Here is a 21,001-nt window from a genome sequence, read left to right as displayed (position 1 = left end):
CGAGGACTAACGACTCGTGAAGCTGACCGGTACTAATAGGCCGATAACTTACACCACACACCACCCCCGCAAACGAACTTCAAAAGCGTTTGCACCCAGGGGGCGGTAAAAAGATAACAAGACTGCTTGCGTCCACTATGTGGTTCCCAAACAACAAACCAAACCGGTTCGTTGTCCAGGGAACACCACACAACTACATAACAACACCACAGCACCCGCAAGGGGAGCACAAATTGTTGTAACCACAAGATTTCCCACCCCCCAGCATCACAGGGGTGCGGAGCAAGGGTTACGGCGGTCATAGCGTGGGGGAAACGCCCGGTCCCATTCCGAACCCGGAAGCTAAGACCCACAGCGCCGATGGTACTGCACCCGGGAGGGTGTGGGAGAGTAGGTCACCGCCGGACAACCATTACGAGCAGGGCCCTGACAAACGACGTCAGGGCCCTGCCGCATTTAACAAACAAAACACCAAGGCACCCTCTCTCACATAACGCGGGCTTTTCACGATCGCTCTCTCAATTGACGTGTTCTCAAACCCAACGTTCTCTCGCCCGTCCATGAGCTAGGCCCAGCGGCAGCATCCCAACCAGCCGTCGTCGTCCGCCCTCGCATGGAAGAGCAACACATGGAACACAGCGCCAGCTGAGAGAGCGTCACCCAAAAGACCGCATCAAGTGAGAGAGCGTCACCCAAAAGACCGCATCAAGTGAGAGAGCGTCCTGGGGAGTGTGAAGATTGCCACGATGCTGCCGGCCGGCCCCTGTCCGGTCCTGCCTTGTTGGGCAACTCCACTAGAATTGATGAAGATGTACGGACTTCGAAGCGCTTGATTTCGGGTTGCGTAGGAAAACGAAACACGGATACGAGCGGCTGCAGTTGCGCCAGTGGTCGGCTCACAACAGGAGGAATCCACATGGCTGAGCACAACGGCGGCAACCGCGGCGGAAATGACCGCGGCGGGTTCCGCGGTAACAACAATTCGGGCGGTGATCCCCGCGGATTCCGCTCCCGGACCAATCGTGACAACGCAGGTTCCGACCGGTCAGCCGGCGGGGGAGAGCGTAAGCCTTTTGGCGACCGCGATAAGAAACCGTTCGGGGACCGCCCGCGCCGTGATGGTGAGGGGGACGGTCGCGGTGCCGGTGAGCGTAAGCCCTTCAGTGGTGGTGAGCGTAAGCCGTTCGGCGACCGGGATCGCAAGCCTTTTGGCGACCGCGACAAGAAGCCGTTTGGTGACCGCCCGCGCCGGGATGGCGAGGGTGACCGTCGCAGCTTCGGGGGCGGCGAGCGTAAGCCGTTCGGCGACCGCGACCGCAAGCCCTACGGTGACCGCGACAACCGTCCCTTCAATGACCGCCCGCGCCGCGACGGTGAAGGCGACCGCCCGCGCCGCGACGGTGAAGGCGACCGCCCGCGCCGGGATGGCGAGGGTGACCGTCGTAGCTTTGGCGGCGGCGAGCGTAAGCCGTTCGGCGACCGCGACCGCAAGCCCTACGGTGACCGCGACAACCGTTCCTTCAGCGACCGTCCGCGCCGCGACGGCGAAGGTGACCGCCGGGGGTTTGCCGGAGGAGAGAACAGGAAGCCCTTTGGCGACCGAAGCGACCGCCCCAGCCGCGGGGGTGAGCGCCAGGACCGGGGACCCCGCACCTTCGACCGGGACTCCAGCCGTGCCGCCGGTCCCCGCAGCTTCGACCGCGACGCCGGTCCCCGCACCTTTGGCCGGGACCGTCAGGAAGAGCGTCCGGCCCGCGTCCCGAATATGCGTGACCTTCGCAGCGCCAACCGCCCCGACCGTGAACGATCGCCTCAGATCGACGAGGATGTCACGGGCAAGGAATTGGACCGCGCCACTCAGCACCAGATCAAGACGCTTGAGGCTAACAGCGCCGAGTGGGTGGCACGCCACCTGGTGATGGCCGGCCGCTTGATCGACGACGAGCCTGAACTGGCCTTCCAGCACGCCCTGGCAGCCAGCCGGCGCGGCGGCCGGCTGGCGGCCGTCCGGGAAGCGGTGGGGCTCACAGCCTATGCTGCCGGCCACTACGGCGAAGCGCTCAGGGAATTCCGGACGTACCGCCGGATCAGCGGCTCCAATGTGCACCTGCCGGTGATGGCAGACTGCGAGCGTGGGCTTGGCCGTCCCGACCGCGCACTCGATGTGGTCCGGTCCGAGGAAGCCCAGGACCTGGACGCGCCAGGCAAAGCTGAACTCGCCATCGTGGCCGCCGGCGCTCGTGCCGACCTCGGCCAGCTCGACGCCGCCGTGGCGGAACTGGAGATCCCTCAGCTGGACATCAACCGGGCGTTCTCCTACAGCCCGCGCCTCTTCCGCGCCTACGCCGACGCACTCGCCGCCGTCGGCCGCACGGCTGAGTCGGAGAAATGGCAAAAGCAGGCCGTCGTGGCGGAAAATGCGCTGGGCCTTGGCGTTGACGAAGAACCCGACATCATCGACTTGGGTTGGGACGAGGAAGAGGAAGCCCGCGAAGAAAAAGAACGCCGCCGCCTCCTGGAGCGGGCATCCACCGCTTCGGGTGCTGCCGCTGAAGCATCTCCGGCAGCAGCAACGAACGCAGCCAGCACATCCACCGCAGCCGGCACGTCCACCGCTGCCAGCGAGGAGACGCCCGCTGGTTCCGGCGAGGCCGTCGAGGCCAGCATCGACGACCAGGAGCCGGATTACTTCGTCTCCGACGACGCTGAGTCCGACGAGGACTCCGTAGAGACCGACGAATTGGACCACGACGGGGAGGACCTGCCGGACAGCACAACTCCGGAGGACCACCAGGATCGCCGGGAAGACTAAAGCGGATGACTGAAGCCACCCTGATTTCCTTGTTTGATGCACTGCTCGCGGATCTGGACGGAGTGGTCTATGCGGGCCCGCACGCCATTCCGGGTGCTGTGGAATCACTGCAGCAGCTGGAAGGCCTCGGAGTTGGCCTGGGCTACGTGACGAACAATGCGTCGCGCACCCCTGCCGACGTCGCAGCCCACCTCCGTGAGCTCGGCGCGCCGGCGGCTGACAACCAGGTGGTCAGCTCCTCCCAGGCCGCTGCGGAGCTGCTCGCCTCAGAACTGCCCCCGGGTTCGAGGGTGCTGATCACCGGGAGCCCGGCGCTTGCGCAGGAGATCGAATTGGTTGGCCTGGTACCCGTGTACGGGCAGGACGAGGACCCGGTGGCAGTGGTGCAGGGCTTCAACCCGGCCATTGGCTGGAAGGAACTCGCCGAGGCAGCCTACGTGGTGTCCGCCGGGGCCGTTTGGGTGGCAACCAACACCGACATGTCCATCCCGCAGGCCCGTGGCATCGCGCCGGGCAACGGCACCCTCGTTGCCGCAGTCACCGCAGCCACTGGCCAAACGCCCCGCGTCGCCGGCAAGCCGGAAGCGCCGCTTTTCCACTCGGCCGCCAAGCGCCTCGCCGCCGAGCGCCCCCTCGTGGTCGGCGACCGGCTGGACACCGACATCCTGGGCGGCAACAACGCAGGCTTCGCAACGGTGGCGGTACTGACCGGCGTCGACACCCGGGAATCCATCCTGGCTGCCAAGGCCGCCGAACGGCCGGACTACATCATCAGCTCCCTTCCGGACCTGTACCGCCCTTACCCGGCCGTCACGCAAGCCGACGGGACCTACACGTGTGGCGAGGCGACGGCGCGGGTGGCCAACGGTGCCGTGGGCATCATTGGCAGCCAGGACAACCTGGACTCCTGGCGGGCAGCGTGCGCAGCCTGGTGGGCGGCCACTCCGGACGCGTCCACGGCGCAGGCGCCGCAGCTCGTCTGGCTGGATCACTAGACTGGTTGAATGACTGAGCTGAGCACCCCTGACGAGTCCGCAGCAGCCCAGCCTTCCTTGGACTGGCCGCGGATGAACCACGACGAGGTGCCGGATGACCTGGTGCAACAGTCCCTGTCGCGTCTGGACGTTGTGCCCGGGACACCGGTTGCAGACCACGAAGCGGCCTACAGTGAACTCCACGACGAACTGCGCGCTGCACTGGACGCCGACCCGGCTGAGCAAACCCGCCCGCGCCTTAACCTCCCGAAGAGTGGCGCCTGATGCCGTTGCGCCTTGACCAGGCATTGGTTGCGCGCGGCCTTGCCAGGTCCCGCACCCATGCCGCTACGCTCATCGCTGAAGGAAAAGTAAGTTCGGCCGGCCAGGTCCTCAGCAAGGCATCCGTCCAGGTCCCGGAGGACAAGGACCTGGTGGTCCAGCATGATGAGCAGGACACCTACGTAAGCCGGGCGGGCCACAAGCTGGCCGGGGCCCTGGACGCCTTTCCCGACGTTTCGCCGGGCGGGAAAAAGTGCCTCGACGCCGGCGCCTCCACCGGCGGCTTCACTGATGTCCTGCTCCGGCGCGGCGCCGCCCACGTGGTGGCGGTCGACGTCGGGCACGGCCAGCTGGTGCCCCAGCTGCGGGAAGATCCCCGCGTGGAAGTCCATGAGGGGCTCAACGTCCGGTACATGTCGCCCGAAGACATCGGCGGCCCCGCAGCGCTTACGGTGGCTGACCTGTCCTTCATCTCCCTGAAGCTGGTGGTCCGGCCACTGGCCCTGTGCACCGAGCCGGGCGGTGACCTGGTACTGATGGTGAAGCCACAATTCGAAATCGGCAAGGACCGGCTGGGACGGACCGGCGTGGTCAATTCCGAACGGGAGCGCCGGATGGCAGTGGAAAAAGTGGCCCGGGCAGCCTTCGAGGCCGGCCTGGACCTCCGCGGCCTCGCGCAGAGCCCGCTTCCCGGCCAGGACGGAAACGTCGAATACTTCCTGTGGATAAAGCGCAGGATCAGCCAAGAGTTGCCTAAGATCGAAGAGCGAGACGCAGCCACCGCTGCCTTGCTCGGACGTATCTGGCACAACCACTAGAAGGCGGAACCTGATGAGCAGGCGTGTACTGGTCCTCGCCCACACCGGCCGTGAGGAATCGCTGAAGGCCGCCTGGGAGGCCTGCGCCCAGCTGCATGCCTCCGGCATTGTCCCGGTGATGCAGGAGTCGGAGCTGGATGACATGGAACGGTTCTTCGGGCACCTGTCCCAGCCGGTGGAAGTGCTCCACGACCACGTCCAGCTCCCTGACGTTGAACTGGTAATGGTTCTCGGCGGCGACGGCACCATCCTCCGCGCGGCCGAGCTGGTCCGGGAAGTGGACGTGCCGCTGCTGGGCGTGAACCTGGGCCATGTGGGCTTCCTGGCCGAGAGCGAGCGGGCGGACCTGGCCCAGACCGTTGAATGGATCGCCAGCCGGGACTACACGGTGGAAGAGCGGATGACCATCGACGTACAGGTGTGGGTCCGGGGACAGAAGATCTGGCACACCTGGGCCCTGAACGAGGCTGCGATCGAGAAGGCCAACCGGGAGCGCATGCTGGAAGTGGTCACCGAGGTGGACGAGCGTCCGCTCACCACCTTCGGCTGCGACGGCATTGTGCTGGCGACCCCCACGGGTTCCACAGCCTACGCGTTCTCCGCAGGGGGCCCGGTGGTATGGCCGGAGGTGGAGGCCCTGGTCATTGTCCCCATCAGTGCCCATGCGCTGTTCGCCAAGCCGCTGGTGGTATCGCCGCGCTCACGCCTCGCCGTCGAAGTCCTGGGCAGGACAGATGCCCAGGGCGTGCTGTGGTGTGATGGCCGGCGTTCCGTGGACCTGCCGCCGGGTGCCCGGGTGGAGGTCACGAAGTCAGCCACGCCCGTGCGGCTGGCACGGACCCATCAGACCCCGTTCTCGGCCCGGCTGGTGCGGAAATTCGAACTGCCCATCCACGGCTGGCGGGGGCCAGTCCCCAAGGCTGATGCCATCCACACCGGCCCCATCCCCATCGTCCGGACACCGCGGCCCATGCCGCCGCTTCAGCTGCCGCACACCGGGCAGCCGGACGTCGATCCCGATCCCTCAACCGCAAAGTGAACCATGCTTGAAGAACTGAGAATCCGTGATCTGGGCGTCATTACCGACGCAACACTGCCGCTGGGCCCCGGGCTGAGCGTGGTGACCGGTGAGACCGGCGCGGGCAAAACGATGGTGGTCACCGCCGTCGGCCTCCTCCTCGGAGCCCGTTCGGATGCCGGTGCCGTCCGGAGCGGCGCCAAGAGCGCAACTGCCGAGGCAGTACTGAAGCTCGACGCCGGGCACCCCGCCATCGCGCGCGCACTGGAGGCAGGCGCCGAGGCGGAAGAGTTCGACGGCGGAGCTGAGCTTATCCTCGCCCGCCGCCTGGGTGCGGACGGCCGCAGCCGTGCTTTCCTGGGCGGGCGGGCGGCTCCGGTCGGCGTCCTCGCCGAAATCGGCGAAACGCTGGTTGTGGTCCATGGCCAGTCGGACCAGATCCGGCTCAAGGGTGCGGTAGCCCAACGGGGCGCGCTGGACAAGTTCGCCGGGGAAACGCTGGCCGGGCCCCTCGCCGGATACCAGGACCTGTACCACCACTGGAAATCCATCCAGTCGGAGCTGGATGCCCTCCGCAGTGCCGCCCGGGACCGGCTTCGCGAAGCTGAATCGCTCGAGGCAGCACTGGCCGAGATCGACGACGTGGACCCGCAGCCCGGCGAAGATGAACTCCTCAAGGCGGAGGCAGTAAAGCTTGCCAATGTTGAGGAACTGCGGATTGCGGCGAGCACCGCCCACCAGGCTTTGATCGCCGAGGACTTCGGCGAAGCCGGTGACGCCACCACCCTGGTGGACGCAGCGAAGCGGACCCTCGAGCACGTGGCGGAGCACGACGCCGAACTCGGTTCCGCAGCAGCGCGCCTGGCCGAGGTGGGCTTCCTGCTGAACGACATCGCCACCGAACTGGCCAGCTACCAGGCCGGATTGGACAGCGAAGGACCGGAACGGCTGGCCGAAATCGAGGACCGGCGTGCCGTCCTGGCCAAGCTGATCCGAAAGTATGCCCCGTCCATCGACGAAGTGCTCCAGTGGGCTGAAAAAGCCCGCGTGCGCTTTGACGAACTGCAGGACGATTCAACCCGCATCGAAGCGCTGGACGCGGAAGTGGTGAGGGCCGAGGTTGACCTGCAGAAGCAGGCCGCTGCCATCACCAAGATCCGGACCAAAGCCGCCAAGGAGCTCTCCTCCCGCGTCAGCGCCGAACTGAAGGCCCTGGCCATGGCAGATGCGACCCTGGTGATCAACCTCGAGCCGACCGGCCAGTTGGGTCCGCACGGCGCAGACGAGATCAGTTTCCTGCTGCAGCCACACTCAGGGGCTCCGGCGCGACCCCTGGGCAAAGGGGCGTCCGGAGGCGAACTCTCCCGGGTCATGCTGGCCATCGAAGTGGTGCTGGCCGCCGTCGACCCCGTTCCCACGTTCGTCTTCGACGAGGTGGACGCCGGAGTGGGCGGACGCGCCGCCGTCGAAATCGGGCGCAGGCTGGCCATGCTGGCACGGCACGTCCAAGTGCTGGTGGTCACGCACCTGCCGCAGGTGGCGGCGTTCGCGGACCAGCACATCACTGTCACCAAAACCTCCGTCCGGGGAGCCGACGGCAAGACAGCCACCGGGTTCACTTCAAGTGATGTCCGCCTCCTTGACGGCCCCGAGCGGGTCCGAGAACTGGCACGGATGCTGGCCGGCCAGGAGGACTCGGAGTCCGCGCAGGCGCACGCCCAGGAGTTGCTGGACGACGCCAAACTGCTGCCACAGCGGGCGTAACCGCGCCCCACGTGGGGATTGTGCAACCGGGCCGCCCTTGCTGACGGGACGCCCGGACGGGCAGACTGGATCATTTGGGGAAGCAGTTCCCGACCCGTGGAAGGCTCATTTGATGATAGGCTCGAATTCCGTGGTGCAGCGATCAAATTCCCGTATAAATTCCCGGTTCCCGGGCTCGTCCAAGACGACCAAACACATCTTCGTAACCGGTGGTGTGGCGTCCTCGCTCGGTAAGGGACTGACGGCATCAAGCCTCGGTCATCTCCTGCGGGCACGCGGCTTGTCTGTAACTATGCAGAAGCTCGATCCCTACCTGAACGTGGATCCGGGCACGATGAACCCCTTCCAGCACGGCGAAGTCTTCGTCACCGACGACGGCGCCGAGACGGACCTGGACATCGGACACTACGAGCGCTTCCTCGACGAAAACCTTGAGGGCTCCGCCAACGTGACCACAGGCCAGGTGTACTCCACCGTCATCGCCAAGGAACGCCGCGGTGAGTACCTCGGCGACACCGTGCAGGTCATCCCGCACATCACCGATGAGATCAAGCGCCGGATGAGGCTGCCGGCCGAGGGCAAGAACGCTCCGGACGTCATCATCACCGAAATCGGCGGCACGGTGGGCGACATCGAATCCCAGCCGTTCCTCGAATCGGCCCGCCAGGTCCGCCAGGACATCGGCCGCACCAACGTCTTCTTCCTGCACGTCTCGCTGGTCCCGTACATCGGACCGTCCCAGGAACTAAAGACCAAGCCCACCCAGCACTCCGTCGCAGCCCTGCGCTCCATCGGCATCCAGCCCGAAGCGATCGTCATCCGCTCTGACCGCGAAGTGCCGGACGCCATGCGCGAAAAAATCGGCCGGATGTGCGACGTCGACATTGACGCCGTGGTGAACGCCGCCGATGCGCCCAGCATCTACGACATCCCCAAGACCCTGCACTCCCAGGGGCTGGACTCCTACATCGTGCGCGCCCTGGACCTTCCGTTCAAGGACGTGGACTGGACCAGCTGGGACAAGCTGCTCGAAGCCGTCCACAACCCCAAGCACCACGTGGAAATCGCCCTCGTCGGCAAGTACATCGACCTTCCGGACGCCTACCTGTCCGTCACCGAGGCCCTGCGGGCCGGTGGCTTCGCCAACGACACCAAGGTCAAGATCCGCTGGGTCCCCTCGGACGAGTGCGAAACCCGGGAAGGCGCCATTCAGGCACTGGACGGCGTCAACGCCATCTGCGTCCCGGGCGGCTTCGGCATCCGCGGCCTGGAAGGCAAGCTCGGTGCGCTGAAATTCGCCCGCGAGACCAAGCTGCCCGTCCTGGGACTTTGCCTGGGCCTGCAGTGCATGGTCATCGAGTACGCCCGCAACGTGGTGGGACTGGAGGGTGCGTCCTCCAGCGAGTTCGAGCCGGATTCGAAGTACCCGGTCATCGCCACCATGGAAGAGCAGCTCGACATTGTCGAGGGCAAGGGCGACCTTGGCGGCACCATGCGCCTGGGCCTGTACGAAGCCAAGCTCGACGCCGGTTCCGTGATCGCCGGTACGTACGGCAAGACCACCGTCAGCGAACGCCACCGCCACCGCTACGAGGTGAACAACAAGTACCGCGACCAGATCGCAGCCGAAGGGCTGGTCTTCTCCGGCACGTCCCCGGACGGCAAGCTCGTGGAGTTCGTTGAGCTTCCCGCCGACGTCCACCCGTACTACGTGGCCACCCAGGCGCACCCTGAGCTGAGCTCGCGCCCCACCCGGCCGCACCCGCTGTTCGCCGGGCTCGTGAAGGCAGCCCTGGACCACCAGGAGGGCTCCGACACGGCCGCCGGCCTGGATGCTGTTGCCCCCGAAGCCGAGCAGTCGGGTACGGTAGCCGCTAAGTAGTTCCGCACGACAAAAAGGACGGCGCGATGCCCGGTACACCTGAAGCCACCCCTGCAGTAAAGGTTTCGGATGCACCGAGCCCGCGCCGTCTTTTGTCTACAGAGAAGGTCTACGAAGGCCGGATCTGGGACGTGGTCAGCGATAGCTTCCAGCTGCAGGAAACGGGCGAGGCCCTCACCCGGGACTACATTGAACACCCGGGTGCCGTGGCCGTCCTGCCCATGAACGACGACGGCGAGATCCTCCTCCTCAAGCAGTACCGGCACCCCGTGGGCATGGACCTCTGGGAGATCCCCGCCGGGCTGCTCGATATCGAAGGCGAGGACTTCGTGGTGGGCGCGGCGCGTGAACTCGCCGAGGAAGCAGACCTTGCCGCCGGCACCTGGAACGTCCTGGCCGACTTCTTCAACTCGCCCGGTTCCTCCAGTGAGGCCATCAGGATCTACCTGGCTCGGAACCTCACCGAAGTCCCGCACCATGAACGCCATCTGCGGACGGACGAGGAAGCCGAGATCGAGTTTCACTGGATCAAGCTTGACGATGCCGTGGAGTCGGTGCTGGCCGGAAGGCTCCACAACCCGTCCGCCGTCGTCGGGATTCTTGCAGCCGCAGCCGCCCGCGCCGGGGGATATGCCAATCTCCGCCCCGCGGACGCGCCCTGGCCCGCGCACCCCAGCCAGCGCTGATGGTCCCTGGTCCCTCTGCTGAAGCGGCTCCCGCTGGGTTGGATCCTGCTGAAGCGGCTCCGGCTGAACTGGCTCCGGCGGAACCGGCAGCGCCAGGACCGGCCGCGTCAGGAGAGATACGTGACACCCCGACGCCGGCTTCCCCGCCAACAGCCATCGAGCGCGGCATCACCGACTACCTCCAGCACATGGGCGTGGAACGCGGTGTTGCCGCCAATACGCTGGCGGCCTACCGCAGGGACCTGGCCCGCTACTCCCGCTACCTGGCAGCAGCCGGATGCAGCCGCCCCCAGGACATCACCCGCCATCACGTAACCGGTTACGTCCGGGCGCTGACGGACGGTTCCGACGGCGGTTCGGCCCTTGGTGTGCGGTCGGCGGCGAGGACTGTGGTCGCCGTCAGGGGGCTGCACAAGTTCTGGGCCCTGGAAGGGTTCACGCCAACCGACCCCGCCAGCGACGTCCATCCCCCCATGCCCGGAAAACGGCTGCCGAAGGCCATCAGCGTGGACGAAGTAACCAGGATCCTGGAGGCAGCCGGCACCGACACGGCAACGGGGCTGCGCGACCGCGCCCTGTTGGAGTTCCTGTACTCCACCGGAGCGCGGATCAGCGAGGCCGTAGGCCTGGACGTGGACGATATTTCCCTGCAGGAGGCGGAAACCGGGCCAGCCATCGTACGGCTCTTTGGCAAGGGCTCCAAGGAGCGGCTGGTGCCGCTGGGGTCCTACGGCGCCCGCGCCCTCGACGCCTACCTGGTCCGGGGCCGCCCGCTGCTCGCGGCCAAGGGAAAGGGCACCCCGGCTTTGTTCCTGAATGCCCGCGGCGGCCGGATCAGCCGCCAGAGCGCCTGGACCATCCTGAAGGCCGCAGCCGAGAGAGCGAACATCACCAAGGACGTCTCACCGCACACCCTTCGGCACTCCTTCGCCACCCACCTGCTCGAAGGCGGTGCCGACGTCCGCGTAGTCCAGGAACTGCTGGGCCATGCGTCGGTGACCACCACCCAGGTTTATACCCTGGTGACGGCGGATACCCTGCGTGAGATCTACGCGGCAGCACACCCGCGGGCCCTCGGCTGAGCTTGCCCAAGCACGGTCCCGGCCTGCGCAGATGTACTGCCCGGGAACACCTAGAGCAGCGCCTCGATGGTCAGTTCCACCGGACCCAGCAGGAACGCCAGCGCCGACGTGCCCATCCCCGCGAGCAACATCAGTCCCGGATGCGCCAGGCCGAGCACCACCCGGCGCAGGCGCGGGCGGCCGCGGAGGAACGACTTCGGCACCCGCGAGAACGTGGGAACCTGCCGCCAGCCGCGAAGCCTCCGCAGGAACCAGGCGCACCGGGCAACAAACGCCAGCCACAGGACGGCCACCACAACCGGGAACAGGGCTGCCATCAGCTGGAACCCCAGAGCTGTCACCTCACGCTCGGAATCTCCCGCCACGGCTTGGATGGTGGTGGAGATGGACGCACTCAGCACCACCGATATGGCCCACACGATGAATGCCGCAACGAGTGCGAGGAAACGCACGAAGAACAGGCCCAAAACCGATTCCCGGGCGGCTTTCACTTGCTGCCGGGGAGTCACCTGCAGCACGGCCAGGGTGCTGAGCAGTGTGGGCAGTGCAGCCGTGGCCACCAGCAAATACCACGTCCAGCCTGCCAGGTCCACGAATTCATCCCCAACAATCAGCACCGTCCAGAAACAGGCCCAGGCCCAGCCCCAGTACAAAGGGTTGCGCACCAGCCACTCCGGCAGGCGGGCGTCAATGATCGAAATACGGGCCGGCCGTATCCCGGGTGCAGTTTCGGGAGCCACACGTAGAGCTTGGCATATTCAGCGCCCCGTGGCGCTTCCTCGCCGGCAACTCGCCAACCCCATAGGCTTGAACGCATGACTGCCGCAAGGGTGACTCTCTGCTTCCTGCTCCGTGACGGGGATTCGGGCCCGGAAGTGCTGCTGGGCCTCAAACGGACAGGCTTCGGCACCGGAAAGATCGTGGGTATCGGAGGACACGTCGAACCGGGGGAGAGCGAGGCCGAAGCCGTTGTCCGTGAAGTCAGGGAAGAAACCGGCGTGACGGTGCGCCAGGAAGACCTGGCGGACGCCGGCGTCGTGCAGTTCGTGTTCCCGGCCAAGCCGGCCTGGGACATGCACACCCGCCTCTTCACCGCCCGGCGATGGCTGGGGGAGCCGCAAGAAAGCGACGAGATCATGCCGCAGTGGTTCCAGACCGGCATCCTGCCGGTGGACCGTATGTGGCAGGATGCCGATCACTGGCTTCCAGTGGTGCTCGAAGGCGGCAGGGTCAATGTGGTGGTCACGCTGAACAGCGACAACGAAACCGTCGCGTCGTCCGTGAGCCTCCTGCCCTAGGCGTTAATGACCGACGGCGGGATGTCCACCTGCGTGGCCGCCCCCGCCGTCGTCCGCTCCGCCCTTCAGCCTACGGAACGTGCCGTTCCTCAGGACCGACGTATTCGCTCAACGGGCGGATCAGGGAGTTTGAATCCAACTGCTCCATGATGTGCGCCGTCCACCCGGTGATGCGGCTGGCGACGAACAGGGGAGTGAACGTGGCGGTGTCGAATCCCATCAGGTGGTAGGTGGGGCCGGCGGGATAGTCGAGGTTGGGTTTGATGGCCTTGGCTTCGTCCATGGCCTTCTCCAGGCCCTGGTAGAGGCCCAGCAGCTCGGGCCGGCCGTAGTGGGCCACCATCTTGTCCAGGGCAGCCTTCATGGTGGGCACCCGCGAGTCGCCGTGCTTGTACACACGGTGCCCGAAGCCCATGACCTTCTTCTTCTGGGCCAGGGCGTTCTCCATCCACGTCTTGGCACGGGCAGCCGCTTCCTCCAGGGACTCCTGCGGGCGGATGCCGATTTCGTCGAAGGTGTGCATCACGGCCTCGTTGGCACCGCCGTGCAGCGGTCCCTTCAAAGCGCCGATGGCTCCCGTGACGGCCGAGTGCAGGTCCGCCAGCGTCGAAGTGATCACCCTGGCCGTGAAGGTGGAGGCGTTGAAGGAGTGCTCGGCGTAGAGGATCATCGAGACGTTAAACGCCTCAACAACTTCCGGCACCTGCTCCTCCCCAAAGGTCATCCACAGGAAGTTGGCCGAATAGCCCAGGTCGTCGCGTGGGTCAATGACATCCTGCCCGTGGCGGCGGCGCTGGTCGTAGGCCACGACGCCCGGCATGGCCGAGAACAAGTCGATGGCTTTGGCCATGTTGGCCTCGCGGGAGGAGTCTTCCGCCAGCGGGTGCCGGGCGCCCATCACGGAGGCAGCGGTCCGGCAAACATCCATGGGATGGGAGCTCTCCGGCAGGGCATCGATCACCTGCTTGACCACCGGATCCAGGGCCCGGCCGGCGCGCTCCCGTGCAGTGAACTCCACCAGCTCCTGTTCCGTGGGAAGTTCACCGTTCCAGAGCAGGTAGGCCACCTCCTCGAAGCTGCACCTCGCGGCGAGCTCCTGAACCGGGTAGCCCCGGTACAACAGGGAATTGGTATCCGGGTTGACCTTCGAGACGGACGTGTAATCCACCACGACGCCGGCAAGACCTTTTTTGATGTCCTCTTCAGCCATGCTGAAACTCCTTCGTTCCTGTCGCCTGTTGTGCCGGCCGGAGCCGGCGCGGTTTTCCCTACTCCCCGGGGACCCGGAAATTGAACACTCCGCTGTCGAAGCGGTTGTAGCCTTCATAGTCAACAAGATCGTATAAGCGTGCGCGGGTGAGCATGCTGCCCACCTGCGCCTCCTGCGTGCCCTCAGCCTTGATCGCTTCCAGCGTACGCTCGGCAGCACCCATGGCACTACGGAGGAGGGTGACAGGATAGATCACCATGTTCACCCCGACGCCCTGGAGCTGGTCCACGGTGAACAGTTCGCTCTTGCCGAACTCTGTCATGTTGGCCAGGATCGGGACGTCGACGGCGTCGCGGATGGCCTGGAATTCAGCCAGGTCCTTCATGGCCTCCGGGAAGATGGCGTCCGCTCCTGCTTCCACGAGCGCCCGGGCCCGGTCCTGGGCTGCTTGGAGTCCGTCGGTGGCGCGGATGTCGGTGCGGGCCATAATGAGGAAGTTCGGGTCGCGGCGGGCGTCGGCGGCGGCACGAATGCGCTTGGTTGCCGTCTCCAAATCCACCACGTTCTTGCCGTCGAGGTGGCCACAGCGCTTGGGGTTGAACTGGTCTTCGATGTGCAGGCCCGCCAGTCCTGCGTTCTCAAGTTCCTGGACAGTGCGGGCCACGTTCATGGGTTCACCGAAGCCGGTGTCGGCGTCCACGATCGCGGGCAGGTCCGTCATTCGGGCGATCTGCCCGGCCCGGGTGGCGACTTCTGTGAGGGTGGTCAGCCCGATGTCCGGCAAACCAAGATCGTTGGCCAGGACCGCACCGGAAATGTAGACCCCGGGGAAGCCCTTCTCCTCGATCAGCCGGGCCGAGAGCGGGTTGAAGGCGCCGGGAAACTGCTGGATGGTCCCGGATGCCAAAAGCTCCCGGAACCGGAGACGCTTCTGCTCCGGCGTGACCTTGGAATACAGCATCAGAAAAGTCCTTTCGGTGCAGCACTCAAGTCGATCACGCCCGGTGCTGCCGTGATGTTCAGCTGGTCGAGTTCACCTGCCGCCAGTTCCGGCAGGCGTTCGACGGCGGCGAGGAACCGTTCGATTTCGGCTTCCTCCACGAGGCCGGCGGCCAGGGTGCGGAACTTGTTGATGTACTGCTCGCGGCCGAAGGGGCGGGCACCCAGGGGGTGGGCATCGGCCACGGCGATTTCCTCCCTGATCACAGTGCCGCCAGCCAGGGTGATCTCCACGGAGCCGCCGAAGGCCTTCTCGGCAATGTCCAGTGAGTGGTAGCGCCGGGTCCACTCGGGATCTTCCTCGGTGGTGACTTTCTGCCAAAGGTCCACCGTGTCCGGCCGGGCTGCGCGTTCGGGGGAGTAGGAGTCCACGTGGTGCCAGGCGCCGTCCTGCAGAGCCACGGTGAAGATGTACGGGATGGAGTGGTCCAGGGTTTCCCGGGAGGCGGTGGGGCTGTATTTCTGGGGATCGTTCGCCCCGGACCCGATGACGTAGTGGGTGTGGTGGCTGGTCCTGATCAGCACGGATTTCACATTCGCCGGATCAGTGGCCTCCGGGTGCTCGCGGTTCAGCTTCCGGGCCAGGTCGATCCAGGCCTGTGCCTGGTACTCGGCGGAGTGTTCCTTGGTGTAGGTGTCCAGGATGGCACGCTTGGCTTCCCCGGCTTCGGGCAGGGGCACCAGGTAGGAGGCGTCGGGACCGTCCAGCAGCCAGGCGATCACCCCGTCCTCGCCTTCGTAGATCGGCACGGGCGAGGTCTGACCGCGCATAGCCCGGTCTGCCGCCTCGACGGCCATCTTGCCCGCAAAGGCCGGCGCGTGCGCCTTCCAGGTGGAGATCTCGCCCTTACGGGACTGGCGTGTCGCCGTCGTCGTGTGCAGGGCCTGCCCCACGGACTGGAAGATGGTCTCGACGTCAAGCCCCAGCAGGGTGCCAATGCCGGCAGCTGCGGACGGGCCAAGGTGGGCTACGTGGTCGATCTTGTGCTTGTGCAGGCAGATCGCCTTCACCAGGTTCACCTGGATCTCATATCCCGTGGCGATGGCCCGCACCAGGTCCCGGCCGCTTGAGCCCACGTGCTGGCCCACAGCGAGGATCGGCGGAATGTTGTCGCCAGGGTGGGAGTAGTCGGCAGCCAGGAAGGTGTCGTGGTAATCCAGCTCCCGCACCGCCACGCCGTTGGCCCACGCCGCCCATTCCGGTGAGATGCGCTCGCCGATACCGAAGACCTTGGCGCCCTTTCCACCGGAGCTGGGACCATGAGCGAGGGCCTGCGCCCGGGCTGCCACGATCGGTGCCCGGTTGAGCGAAGCCACGGCCACCGAAGCATTGTCGATCACCCTGTTGATGACCATGTCGGTGACGTCGGCGGGCACCTCCACGGGGTCGGCGGCAACCCGGGCGATTTTGTGCGCAAGCTGTTCCTCGCGGGGCAGGTTTTCTTCGCTCTTGTAGACGCGGACGTGGTGTTCCTTGACCATGGTGCTCCTTTAGCGGGATGGATGGGTGGCTTTGATGTGGGACAGGCTGCGGTGCAGGTGGAGGGTGGTGGCTGCCTGCGCCAGGCGGGGGTTGCGGATGGCAATGGCCTCGGCGATGGCTGCATGTTCGGCTGCTGCGGCCGTGAGCCGTGCTGCGTCGTCTGCTGCGAGGCGGCGGATACGGACCAGGTGCACCCGGAGGCTGCGCATGGCCTGGGCGAGGTAGGAGTTGGAAATTGCGGCATCAACGGCGGAGTCCAGCCGGTCCACCAGCAGGTAATAGTCCTGAAGTGCGGGTGCGGGCCCGGTAATGAGTGACGGCGCTGCCCGGAATTCCGCCTCAAGCCTGCGGAACGTTTCCGGATCGCCCCGCTCGGCGGCCAGGGCGGCGGCCTTTCCCTCCAGCGTCTCGCGGAGCTCGAACAGTTCGTCGATATCCGCCAACGAGATGCCGGTGACGACGACGCCGCGGCCGCCTGCCGCCGTCGTCAGTCCTTCTGCCGTGAGCCGGCCCAGCGCCTCCCGGAGGGGCGTGCGGGAGACCCCCAGCCGTTCTGCCTGTTCCACCTCGGCAAGCAGGGCTCCGGGCTGGAGCCGCCACTGGACGATGTCATCGCGGAGTGCGGCATAGGCACGGTCGCTGGCTCGCACTGGCTGTCCCTTCGCTGGCATTGACCCCAGTGTATACAGACGAGGGCTTTTGCGGCAGAAGTCGGCTCAAATCCTTGATATATACGGCTTCTTGTATACACCTGGCTAGACGCCTACGAGATTCGGACAAGCTCAGGAATTACTGCCCGGTCAGCGGCCGCCCCAACGGTATTCGTTTTCCGGCCGCCCAGGGGTGCCGTAACGGGCGGTCCTGGACACCGTTCCGGCGTCCGCCAGATACTCAAGGTAGCGGCGCGCCGTGACCCGCGACATGCCGAGCGCATCCATGACCTCGGTTGCGGACACGGCGCCCTTCTGCAGCTTCATGAACTCCTGGACGGAGGCCAGCGTGGAAACTGAAAGGCCCTTGGGCAAGGGTAGCTCGGAGGGTGCACGCAGGCTGGCGAAGGCCTGGTCCACGTCGGTCTGGGAGGCTCCAGCCTTCCCGGACCCGCCCTGCGGGCCCGCCAGTTGCTGCCGGAACTGCTGATAGCTTGCCAGCTTGTCCGCGAAGGTCGCGTAGGTGAACGGCTTGATCAGGTACTGGACAACGCCGATGGCAACTGCGCTGCGTACGATGGCCAGCTCACGGACGGCCGTGATGGCGATGATGTCCGCCAGTATTCCCGCCGCCCTCATCCGCCGCGCGATGTCCAGGCCGTGAAGGTCGGGCAGGTTCATGTCCAGCAGGACAAGTTCCACCGGGTTTCCTGCCGCAGCAAACTCGTTGAGGAGCCGCAGGGCAGACTGGCCGTCCGGGGCGGTGCCGGCCAGTTCGAAGCCCGGCAGCCGCCCCACGTACGCTGCATGCGCGGCGGCCGCGATGGCTTCGTCCTCGACGACGAGGACCCGGATGTTGCTCACTGTTCGTGCTCCTTCTGTGCCGGCACCGCTGCGGGGAGGAACACTTCGAATTTGGCGCCGCGCCGTCCGTTGATGGTCAGGCTACCTCCCAGGCGCTGTACCGCCTGCCGCACCAGGGCGAGCCCGATACCCCGGCCGCCGGGGCCCGCCGGCTTTGTACTGTATCCGTGGCGGAAGATGTTCCCGGCAGCGGATGGATCAAGCGGCGCTCCGGAGTCGTGGACAGAGATGTCGAGGCCTTCCTCATCGGACTCCACCGTCAATTCCACCCGTCGTGGAGCGGGACCCTCCGCCGCGGCATCGATCGCGTTGTCCAGCAGGTTCCCCAGGATAGTGACCAGGTCCTGCACGGCTATGCCTGCCGCCGTACCCGGTCCCAGGGTGGCGACATCCAGCTGGACGCCCCGCTCATGGGCTTCGGCTACCTTGCCCATAACCAGCGCGCCCAGTACCGGCTCGTCCACTGAGCTGACCATGTCATCCGTTAGCTGTTGGCTGAGTTCAAGGTCCTTGGTGGCGAAGTCCAAGGCCTCTTGGGTGCGCCCAAGCTCCAGTAGTGAAACCATCGTATGGAGCCGGTTTGCATGCTCGTGGGTCTGCGCCCGCAGCGCGTCGGAGAGGGTCCGCATGGTTGCCAGCTCGTTTCCCAGCGCCTCGATCTCGGTCCGGTCCCGCAGCGTGGCCACCGTGCCGTACACAGGGGTCCTGCCACGGCTGCCGGCGGTTTCCGGCCCCTTGGCAGGGGCCTGGTTCACCACCAGAACCCGGGATCCGGCCAGGACGATCTCGTCCTTGGCTGTGCGGCCGGACTCGAACAGGCCGCGGAGTTCATCATCGAGGGGAAGGTCGGCCAGCGATGGCGGTCGGGTGGGATCCCTGGTGCCGGCTTCATCAAGGCCCAGCAGTTCGGCTGCCTGGTCGTTGTACATAACAACACTGCCTTTGGTGTCGATAAGGATCAGGCCCTCACGCACCGAGTGCAGCACGGACTCGTAGTAGGCAAACAACTGCGCCAGTTGCTCCGGCCCCCAGCCCCGTGTGACACGGCGCAGATACCGGCCCAACAGCCAGGATGCCACGGAGCCGCCCACCAGCAGGGCGAGGCCGATGGCCAACAGGGCTGGCAGGCGGGCGGCGAAGGCAACATCCACGGTTCCCACTGTCACCCCGGCGGCCACCAATGCCCTGACCGCACCGCCGGCATCCTTAACCGGAACGATGGTCCTTACGGACGGCCCAAGGGTGCCGGCGGTGACCTCGGTGAAGGTTTCACCCTTGAGTGCTGCGTCAACGGAGCCGATGTAGCTGCGCCCTATCTCCTCGTCACGCGGATGGGTCCAGCGGGTACGGTCCGGTGCCATGATGGTGATGAAGTCGACGTCGGCCGCGGCCATAACGTCGCGCGTATAGGGCTGCAGGAGGGCCGTGGGGTCCGGAGCCGCAGCCGCTTCCAGAACCAGCGGATTTGCCGCCACCGAGGCCGCGATTCCTGCCATCCGCCGGCCGGCCTCGTCATAGGTACGGTCACGGGCGTCCACGTATGTGGCCGACCCAACGATGGCGATAAACGCCACCACAATCAGCAGGTTCGCCACGAAGAGCCGTCGGGCGATACTCCAGCGGTGGATCATCTGTACCTCCCGGCATCTTCCGCACAAATATGTGCTCCACGACCAATATGAACGCAACGGTGAGCTGGGTCACCACCTGCCCAATGATGGATATCACACCGGAGGACGCGTTCAGCCCAGAGATTGTGCCGCAGCGTCTATCAGATTATCCAAAGGAGACACATCATGGCTTCTCAACGAGGAGAGTCGCTTGACACCGTGACGACGCGGCGCAAGGGCATCGACAAATCGCACTACCTCTACATCGCTGTTATCGCCGCCGTCATCCTCGGCGCGTTGGTGGGACTGATGTTCCCTGAAGTGGGCAAGTCCATGAAGCCGCTCGGCGATGGCTTCATCAAACTCATCAAGATGATGATCGCTCCGGTCATCTTCTGCACCATCGTCCTGGGCATCGGCTCGATCGCGAAGGCTGCCACCGTAGGCAAGGTAGGCGGCCTGGCGCTGGGCTACTTCGTCCTGATGTCGACGTTCGCGCTCGCCATCGGCTTGGTGGTCGGCAACTTGATCCACCCGGGCGAGGGACTGAAGCTTGCCCCCTACGACCCCAACAAGAAGGCGGAAGTAGACAGCACCGTTGCCTTCCTCCTTGGCATCATTCCAGGAGATATTCCCGTTCTCCCCACCCTCTTTGCCGCAATCCTCGTAGGGTTTGCCCTCCAGAAGATGGGCCCGCAGGGCGCTCCCACCCTCAAGGCAATCGGCCACGGCCAGGTCCTCGTATTCCGCATCCTGATCATGATCATGTGGCTTGCCCCCGTAGGCGCCTTCGGTGCCATCGCCGCCGTCGTGGGAGCCACCGGATTCCAGGCAATTGTCAGCATGTTCACCTTGATGGCTGCCTTCTACATCACCTGCGCCCTGTTCATCGTCATCATCCTCGGCGGCCTGCTCAAGGTGGTCACGGGCGTCAACATTTTCAAGCTGATGAAATACCTGGGCCGCGAGTACCTGCTCATCTTTTCCACGTCATCATCAGAAGCTGCCCTGCCCCGCCTGATCGCCAAGATGGAACACCTCGGTGTCTCCAAGCCCGTTGTGGGCGTCACGGTGCCCACCGGCTACTCCTTCAACCTTGACGGAACGGCCATCTACCTGACCATGGCCTCCCTGTTCGTTGCCAACGCGATGGGCACGCCGCTTGACCTGGGCGCACAGGTCTCCCTGCTCATCTTCATGATCATTGCCTCCAAGGGTGCAGCCGGTGTCACCGGTGCCGGCCTTGCCACGCTGGCTGCCGGCCTGCAGGCCCACAAGCCCGAGCTGCTGGGCGGTGTGGGCATGATCGTGGGCATCGACCGGTTCATGTCCGAGGCCCGCGCCCTGACCAACTTCACCGGCAACGCCGTAGCCACCGTGCTCATTGGCACGTGGGTCAAGGAGATCGACGGCGGCCAGGTCACCCAGGTGCTCTCCGGTGAGCTGCCCTTCGACGAGCAAACCATGATTGCCGGCCACGCGGAGCCTGTAGATAGTGAAACCGAAGCGCGGCCGGTGCCGGCGAACGCCTAGGCCCCAGCACCCCGCAGACACCGCAACTGCCCCCGC

Annotated in this window: 17 protein-coding genes, 1 rRNA gene and 1 pseudogene; 12 read left to right on the top strand and 7 right to left on the bottom strand. The window is 65.6% G+C overall.

Features of this window, described 5'->3' with window-relative positions; all coding sequences use genetic code 11:
* The first annotated feature begins 290 nt into the window (after nt 1–290).
* The 10 genes from rrf (at nt 291) to xerD (ending at nt 11,318) form a co-directional block, all read left to right on the top strand.
* Nucleotides 291–407 (top strand): 5S ribosomal RNA (gene rrf / locus AC5RV1_RS16805).
* A gap of 509 nt (nt 408–916) precedes the next feature.
* Entirely contained in the window at nt 917–2,812 is a 1,896-nt protein-coding gene (locus AC5RV1_RS16800; RefSeq protein ID WP_493995335.1) for a hypothetical protein, read from the top strand.
* A gap of 5 nt (nt 2,813–2,817) precedes the next feature.
* Nucleotides 2,818–3,807 carry an HAD-IIA family hydrolase gene (locus tag AC5RV1_RS16795; RefSeq protein WP_493948825.1) on the top strand — a complete coding sequence of 330 codons (990 nt, stop codon included), beginning with the start codon at nt 2,818–2,820 and terminating at the stop codon, nt 3,805–3,807.
* A gap of 9 nt (nt 3,808–3,816) precedes the next feature.
* Nucleotides 3,817–4,071, top strand: a complete 255-nt coding sequence (locus AC5RV1_RS16790; RefSeq protein ID WP_493995334.1) for a hypothetical protein — start codon at nt 3,817–3,819, stop codon at nt 4,069–4,071.
* Nucleotides 4,071–4,886 (top strand): TlyA family RNA methyltransferase, encoded by an 816-nt coding sequence (locus AC5RV1_RS16785; RefSeq protein ID WP_493995333.1) that lies wholly within the window; start codon nt 4,071–4,073, stop codon nt 4,884–4,886. The genes AC5RV1_RS16790 and AC5RV1_RS16785 overlap by 1 nt, the downstream gene beginning before the upstream one ends.
* A 13-nt stretch (nt 4,887–4,899) precedes the next feature.
* Nucleotides 4,900–5,925, top strand: coding sequence for an NAD kinase (locus tag AC5RV1_RS16780; RefSeq protein ID WP_493948822.1), 1,026 nt, complete (start codon nt 4,900–4,902; stop codon nt 5,923–5,925).
* A 3-nt stretch (nt 5,926–5,928) separates the two neighbouring features.
* Complete coding sequence (gene recN, locus AC5RV1_RS16775; protein ID WP_493948821.1) at nt 5,929–7,668, top strand: DNA repair protein RecN; 1,740 nt, start codon at nt 5,929–5,931, stop codon at nt 7,666–7,668.
* Between the two features lie 112 nt (nt 7,669–7,780).
* Complete coding sequence (pyrG, locus tag AC5RV1_RS16770; protein WP_493948820.1) at nt 7,781–9,550, top strand: CTP synthase; 1,770 nt, start codon at nt 7,781–7,783, stop codon at nt 9,548–9,550.
* A gap of 26 nt (nt 9,551–9,576) precedes the next feature.
* Nucleotides 9,577–10,236: an NUDIX domain-containing protein gene (locus tag AC5RV1_RS16765; RefSeq protein ID WP_493948819.1), complete on the top strand. Its 660-nt coding sequence runs from the start codon at nt 9,577–9,579 to the stop codon at nt 10,234–10,236.
* Nucleotides 10,236–11,318 carry a site-specific tyrosine recombinase XerD gene (xerD, locus tag AC5RV1_RS16760; RefSeq protein WP_493995332.1) on the top strand — a complete coding sequence of 361 codons (1,083 nt, stop codon included), beginning with the start codon at nt 10,236–10,238 and terminating at the stop codon, nt 11,316–11,318. Before AC5RV1_RS16765 ends, xerD begins: the two co-directional genes overlap by 1 nt.
* 50 nt (nt 11,319–11,368) lie before the next feature.
* On the opposite strand, the gene AC5RV1_RS16755 is transcribed toward xerD, so the two are convergent.
* Nucleotides 11,369–12,058 (bottom strand): hypothetical protein, encoded by a 690-nt coding sequence (locus AC5RV1_RS16755; protein ID WP_493995331.1) that lies wholly within the window; start codon nt 12,056–12,058, stop codon nt 11,369–11,371.
* Nucleotides 12,059–12,133: 75 nt separating this feature from the next.
* Between AC5RV1_RS16755 and AC5RV1_RS16750 the strand changes: the two genes are divergently transcribed.
* Nucleotides 12,134–12,616: an 8-oxo-dGTP diphosphatase gene (locus tag AC5RV1_RS16750; protein WP_493995330.1), complete on the top strand. Its 483-nt coding sequence runs from the start codon at nt 12,134–12,136 to the stop codon at nt 12,614–12,616.
* Between the two features lie 70 nt (nt 12,617–12,686).
* Here the strand turns inward: AC5RV1_RS16750 and AC5RV1_RS16745 are convergent, their stop codons facing one another.
* The 6 genes and pseudogenes from AC5RV1_RS16745 to AC5RV1_RS16720 all read right to left on the bottom strand — a co-directional run bounded on the left by AC5RV1_RS16745 (nt 12,687) and on the right by AC5RV1_RS16720 (nt 19,453).
* Complete coding sequence (locus AC5RV1_RS16745; RefSeq protein ID WP_493995329.1) at nt 12,687–13,826, bottom strand: bifunctional 2-methylcitrate synthase/citrate synthase; 1,140 nt, start codon at nt 13,824–13,826, stop codon at nt 12,687–12,689.
* Nucleotides 13,827–13,884: 58 nt separating this feature from the next.
* Complete coding sequence (gene prpB / locus AC5RV1_RS16740) at nt 13,885–14,787, bottom strand: methylisocitrate lyase (RefSeq protein ID WP_493995328.1); 903 nt, start codon at nt 14,785–14,787, stop codon at nt 13,885–13,887.
* Entirely contained in the window at nt 14,787–16,307 is a 1,521-nt protein-coding gene (locus tag AC5RV1_RS16735) for an MmgE/PrpD family protein (RefSeq protein WP_493995327.1), read from the bottom strand. Before AC5RV1_RS16735 ends, prpB begins: the two co-directional genes overlap by 1 nt.
* Nucleotides 16,303–16,958: pseudogene (locus AC5RV1_RS16730) on the bottom strand (GntR family transcriptional regulator); the annotation flags it as partial. The gene AC5RV1_RS16735 and the pseudogene AC5RV1_RS16730, both read right to left, overlap by 5 nt.
* A 150-nt stretch (nt 16,959–17,108) precedes the next feature.
* Nucleotides 17,109–17,822, bottom strand: coding sequence for a response regulator (locus AC5RV1_RS16725; protein ID WP_493948812.1), 714 nt, complete (start codon nt 17,820–17,822; stop codon nt 17,109–17,111).
* Nucleotides 17,819–19,453 carry a sensor histidine kinase gene (locus AC5RV1_RS16720; RefSeq protein ID WP_493995326.1) on the bottom strand — a complete coding sequence of 545 codons (1,635 nt, stop codon included), beginning with the start codon at nt 19,451–19,453 and terminating at the stop codon, nt 17,819–17,821. Before AC5RV1_RS16720 ends, AC5RV1_RS16725 begins: the two co-directional genes overlap by 4 nt.
* A 165-nt stretch (nt 19,454–19,618) precedes the next feature.
* Between AC5RV1_RS16720 and AC5RV1_RS16715 the strand changes: the two genes are divergently transcribed.
* A complete protein-coding gene (locus AC5RV1_RS16715; protein WP_493995325.1) occupies nt 19,619–20,965 on the top strand; it encodes a cation:dicarboxylate symporter family transporter in 1,347 nt (448 codons plus the stop codon).
* Nucleotides 20,966–21,001: the final 36 nt, after the last annotated feature.

The sequence above is a fragment of the Arthrobacter sp. Hb9-2 genome, from assembly GCF_059091165.1.
Note: the sequence above shows the minus strand (reverse complement) of the source record. Positions and strands in the feature narration are given on the sequence as shown.

What these genes read in the sequence shown, in the direction of transcription:
- AC5RV1_RS16800 (WP_493995335.1), top strand. Translation starts at nt 917, where the DNA reads ATGGCTGAGCACAACGGCGGCAACCGCGGCGGAAATGACCGCGGCGGG.
- AC5RV1_RS16795 (WP_493948825.1), top strand. Translation starts at nt 2,818, where the DNA reads ATGACTGAAGCCACCCTGATTTCCTTGTTTGATGCACTGCTCGCGGAT.
- AC5RV1_RS16790 (WP_493995334.1), top strand. Translation starts at nt 3,817, where the DNA reads ATGACTGAGCTGAGCACCCCTGACGAGTCCGCAGCAGCCCAGCCTTCC.
- AC5RV1_RS16785 (WP_493995333.1), top strand. Translation starts at nt 4,071, where the DNA reads ATGCCGTTGCGCCTTGACCAGGCATTGGTTGCGCGCGGCCTTGCCAGG.
- AC5RV1_RS16780 (WP_493948822.1), top strand. Translation starts at nt 4,900, where the DNA reads ATGAGCAGGCGTGTACTGGTCCTCGCCCACACCGGCCGTGAGGAATCG.
- recN (WP_493948821.1), top strand. Translation starts at nt 5,929, where the DNA reads ATGCTTGAAGAACTGAGAATCCGTGATCTGGGCGTCATTACCGACGCA.
- pyrG (WP_493948820.1), top strand. Translation starts at nt 7,781, where the DNA reads ATGATAGGCTCGAATTCCGTGGTGCAGCGATCAAATTCCCGTATAAAT.
- AC5RV1_RS16765 (WP_493948819.1), top strand. Translation starts at nt 9,577, where the DNA reads ATGCCCGGTACACCTGAAGCCACCCCTGCAGTAAAGGTTTCGGATGCA.
- xerD (WP_493995332.1), top strand. Translation starts at nt 10,236, where the DNA reads ATGGTCCCTGGTCCCTCTGCTGAAGCGGCTCCCGCTGGGTTGGATCCT.
- AC5RV1_RS16750 (WP_493995330.1), top strand. Translation starts at nt 12,134, where the DNA reads ATGACTGCCGCAAGGGTGACTCTCTGCTTCCTGCTCCGTGACGGGGAT.
- AC5RV1_RS16745 (WP_493995329.1), bottom strand. Translation starts at nt 13,826, where the DNA reads ATGGCTGAAGAGGACATCAAAAAAGGTCTTGCCGGCGTCGTGGTGGAT.
- prpB (WP_493995328.1), bottom strand. Translation starts at nt 14,787, where the DNA reads ATGCTGTATTCCAAGGTCACGCCGGAGCAGAAGCGTCTCCGGTTCCGG.
- AC5RV1_RS16735 (WP_493995327.1), bottom strand. Translation starts at nt 16,307, where the DNA reads ATGGTCAAGGAACACCACGTCCGCGTCTACAAGAGCGAAGAAAACCTG.
- AC5RV1_RS16720 (WP_493995326.1), bottom strand. Translation starts at nt 19,453, where the DNA reads ATGATCCACCGCTGGAGTATCGCCCGACGGCTCTTCGTGGCGAACCTG.
- AC5RV1_RS16715 (WP_493995325.1), top strand. Translation starts at nt 19,619, where the DNA reads ATGGCTTCTCAACGAGGAGAGTCGCTTGACACCGTGACGACGCGGCGC.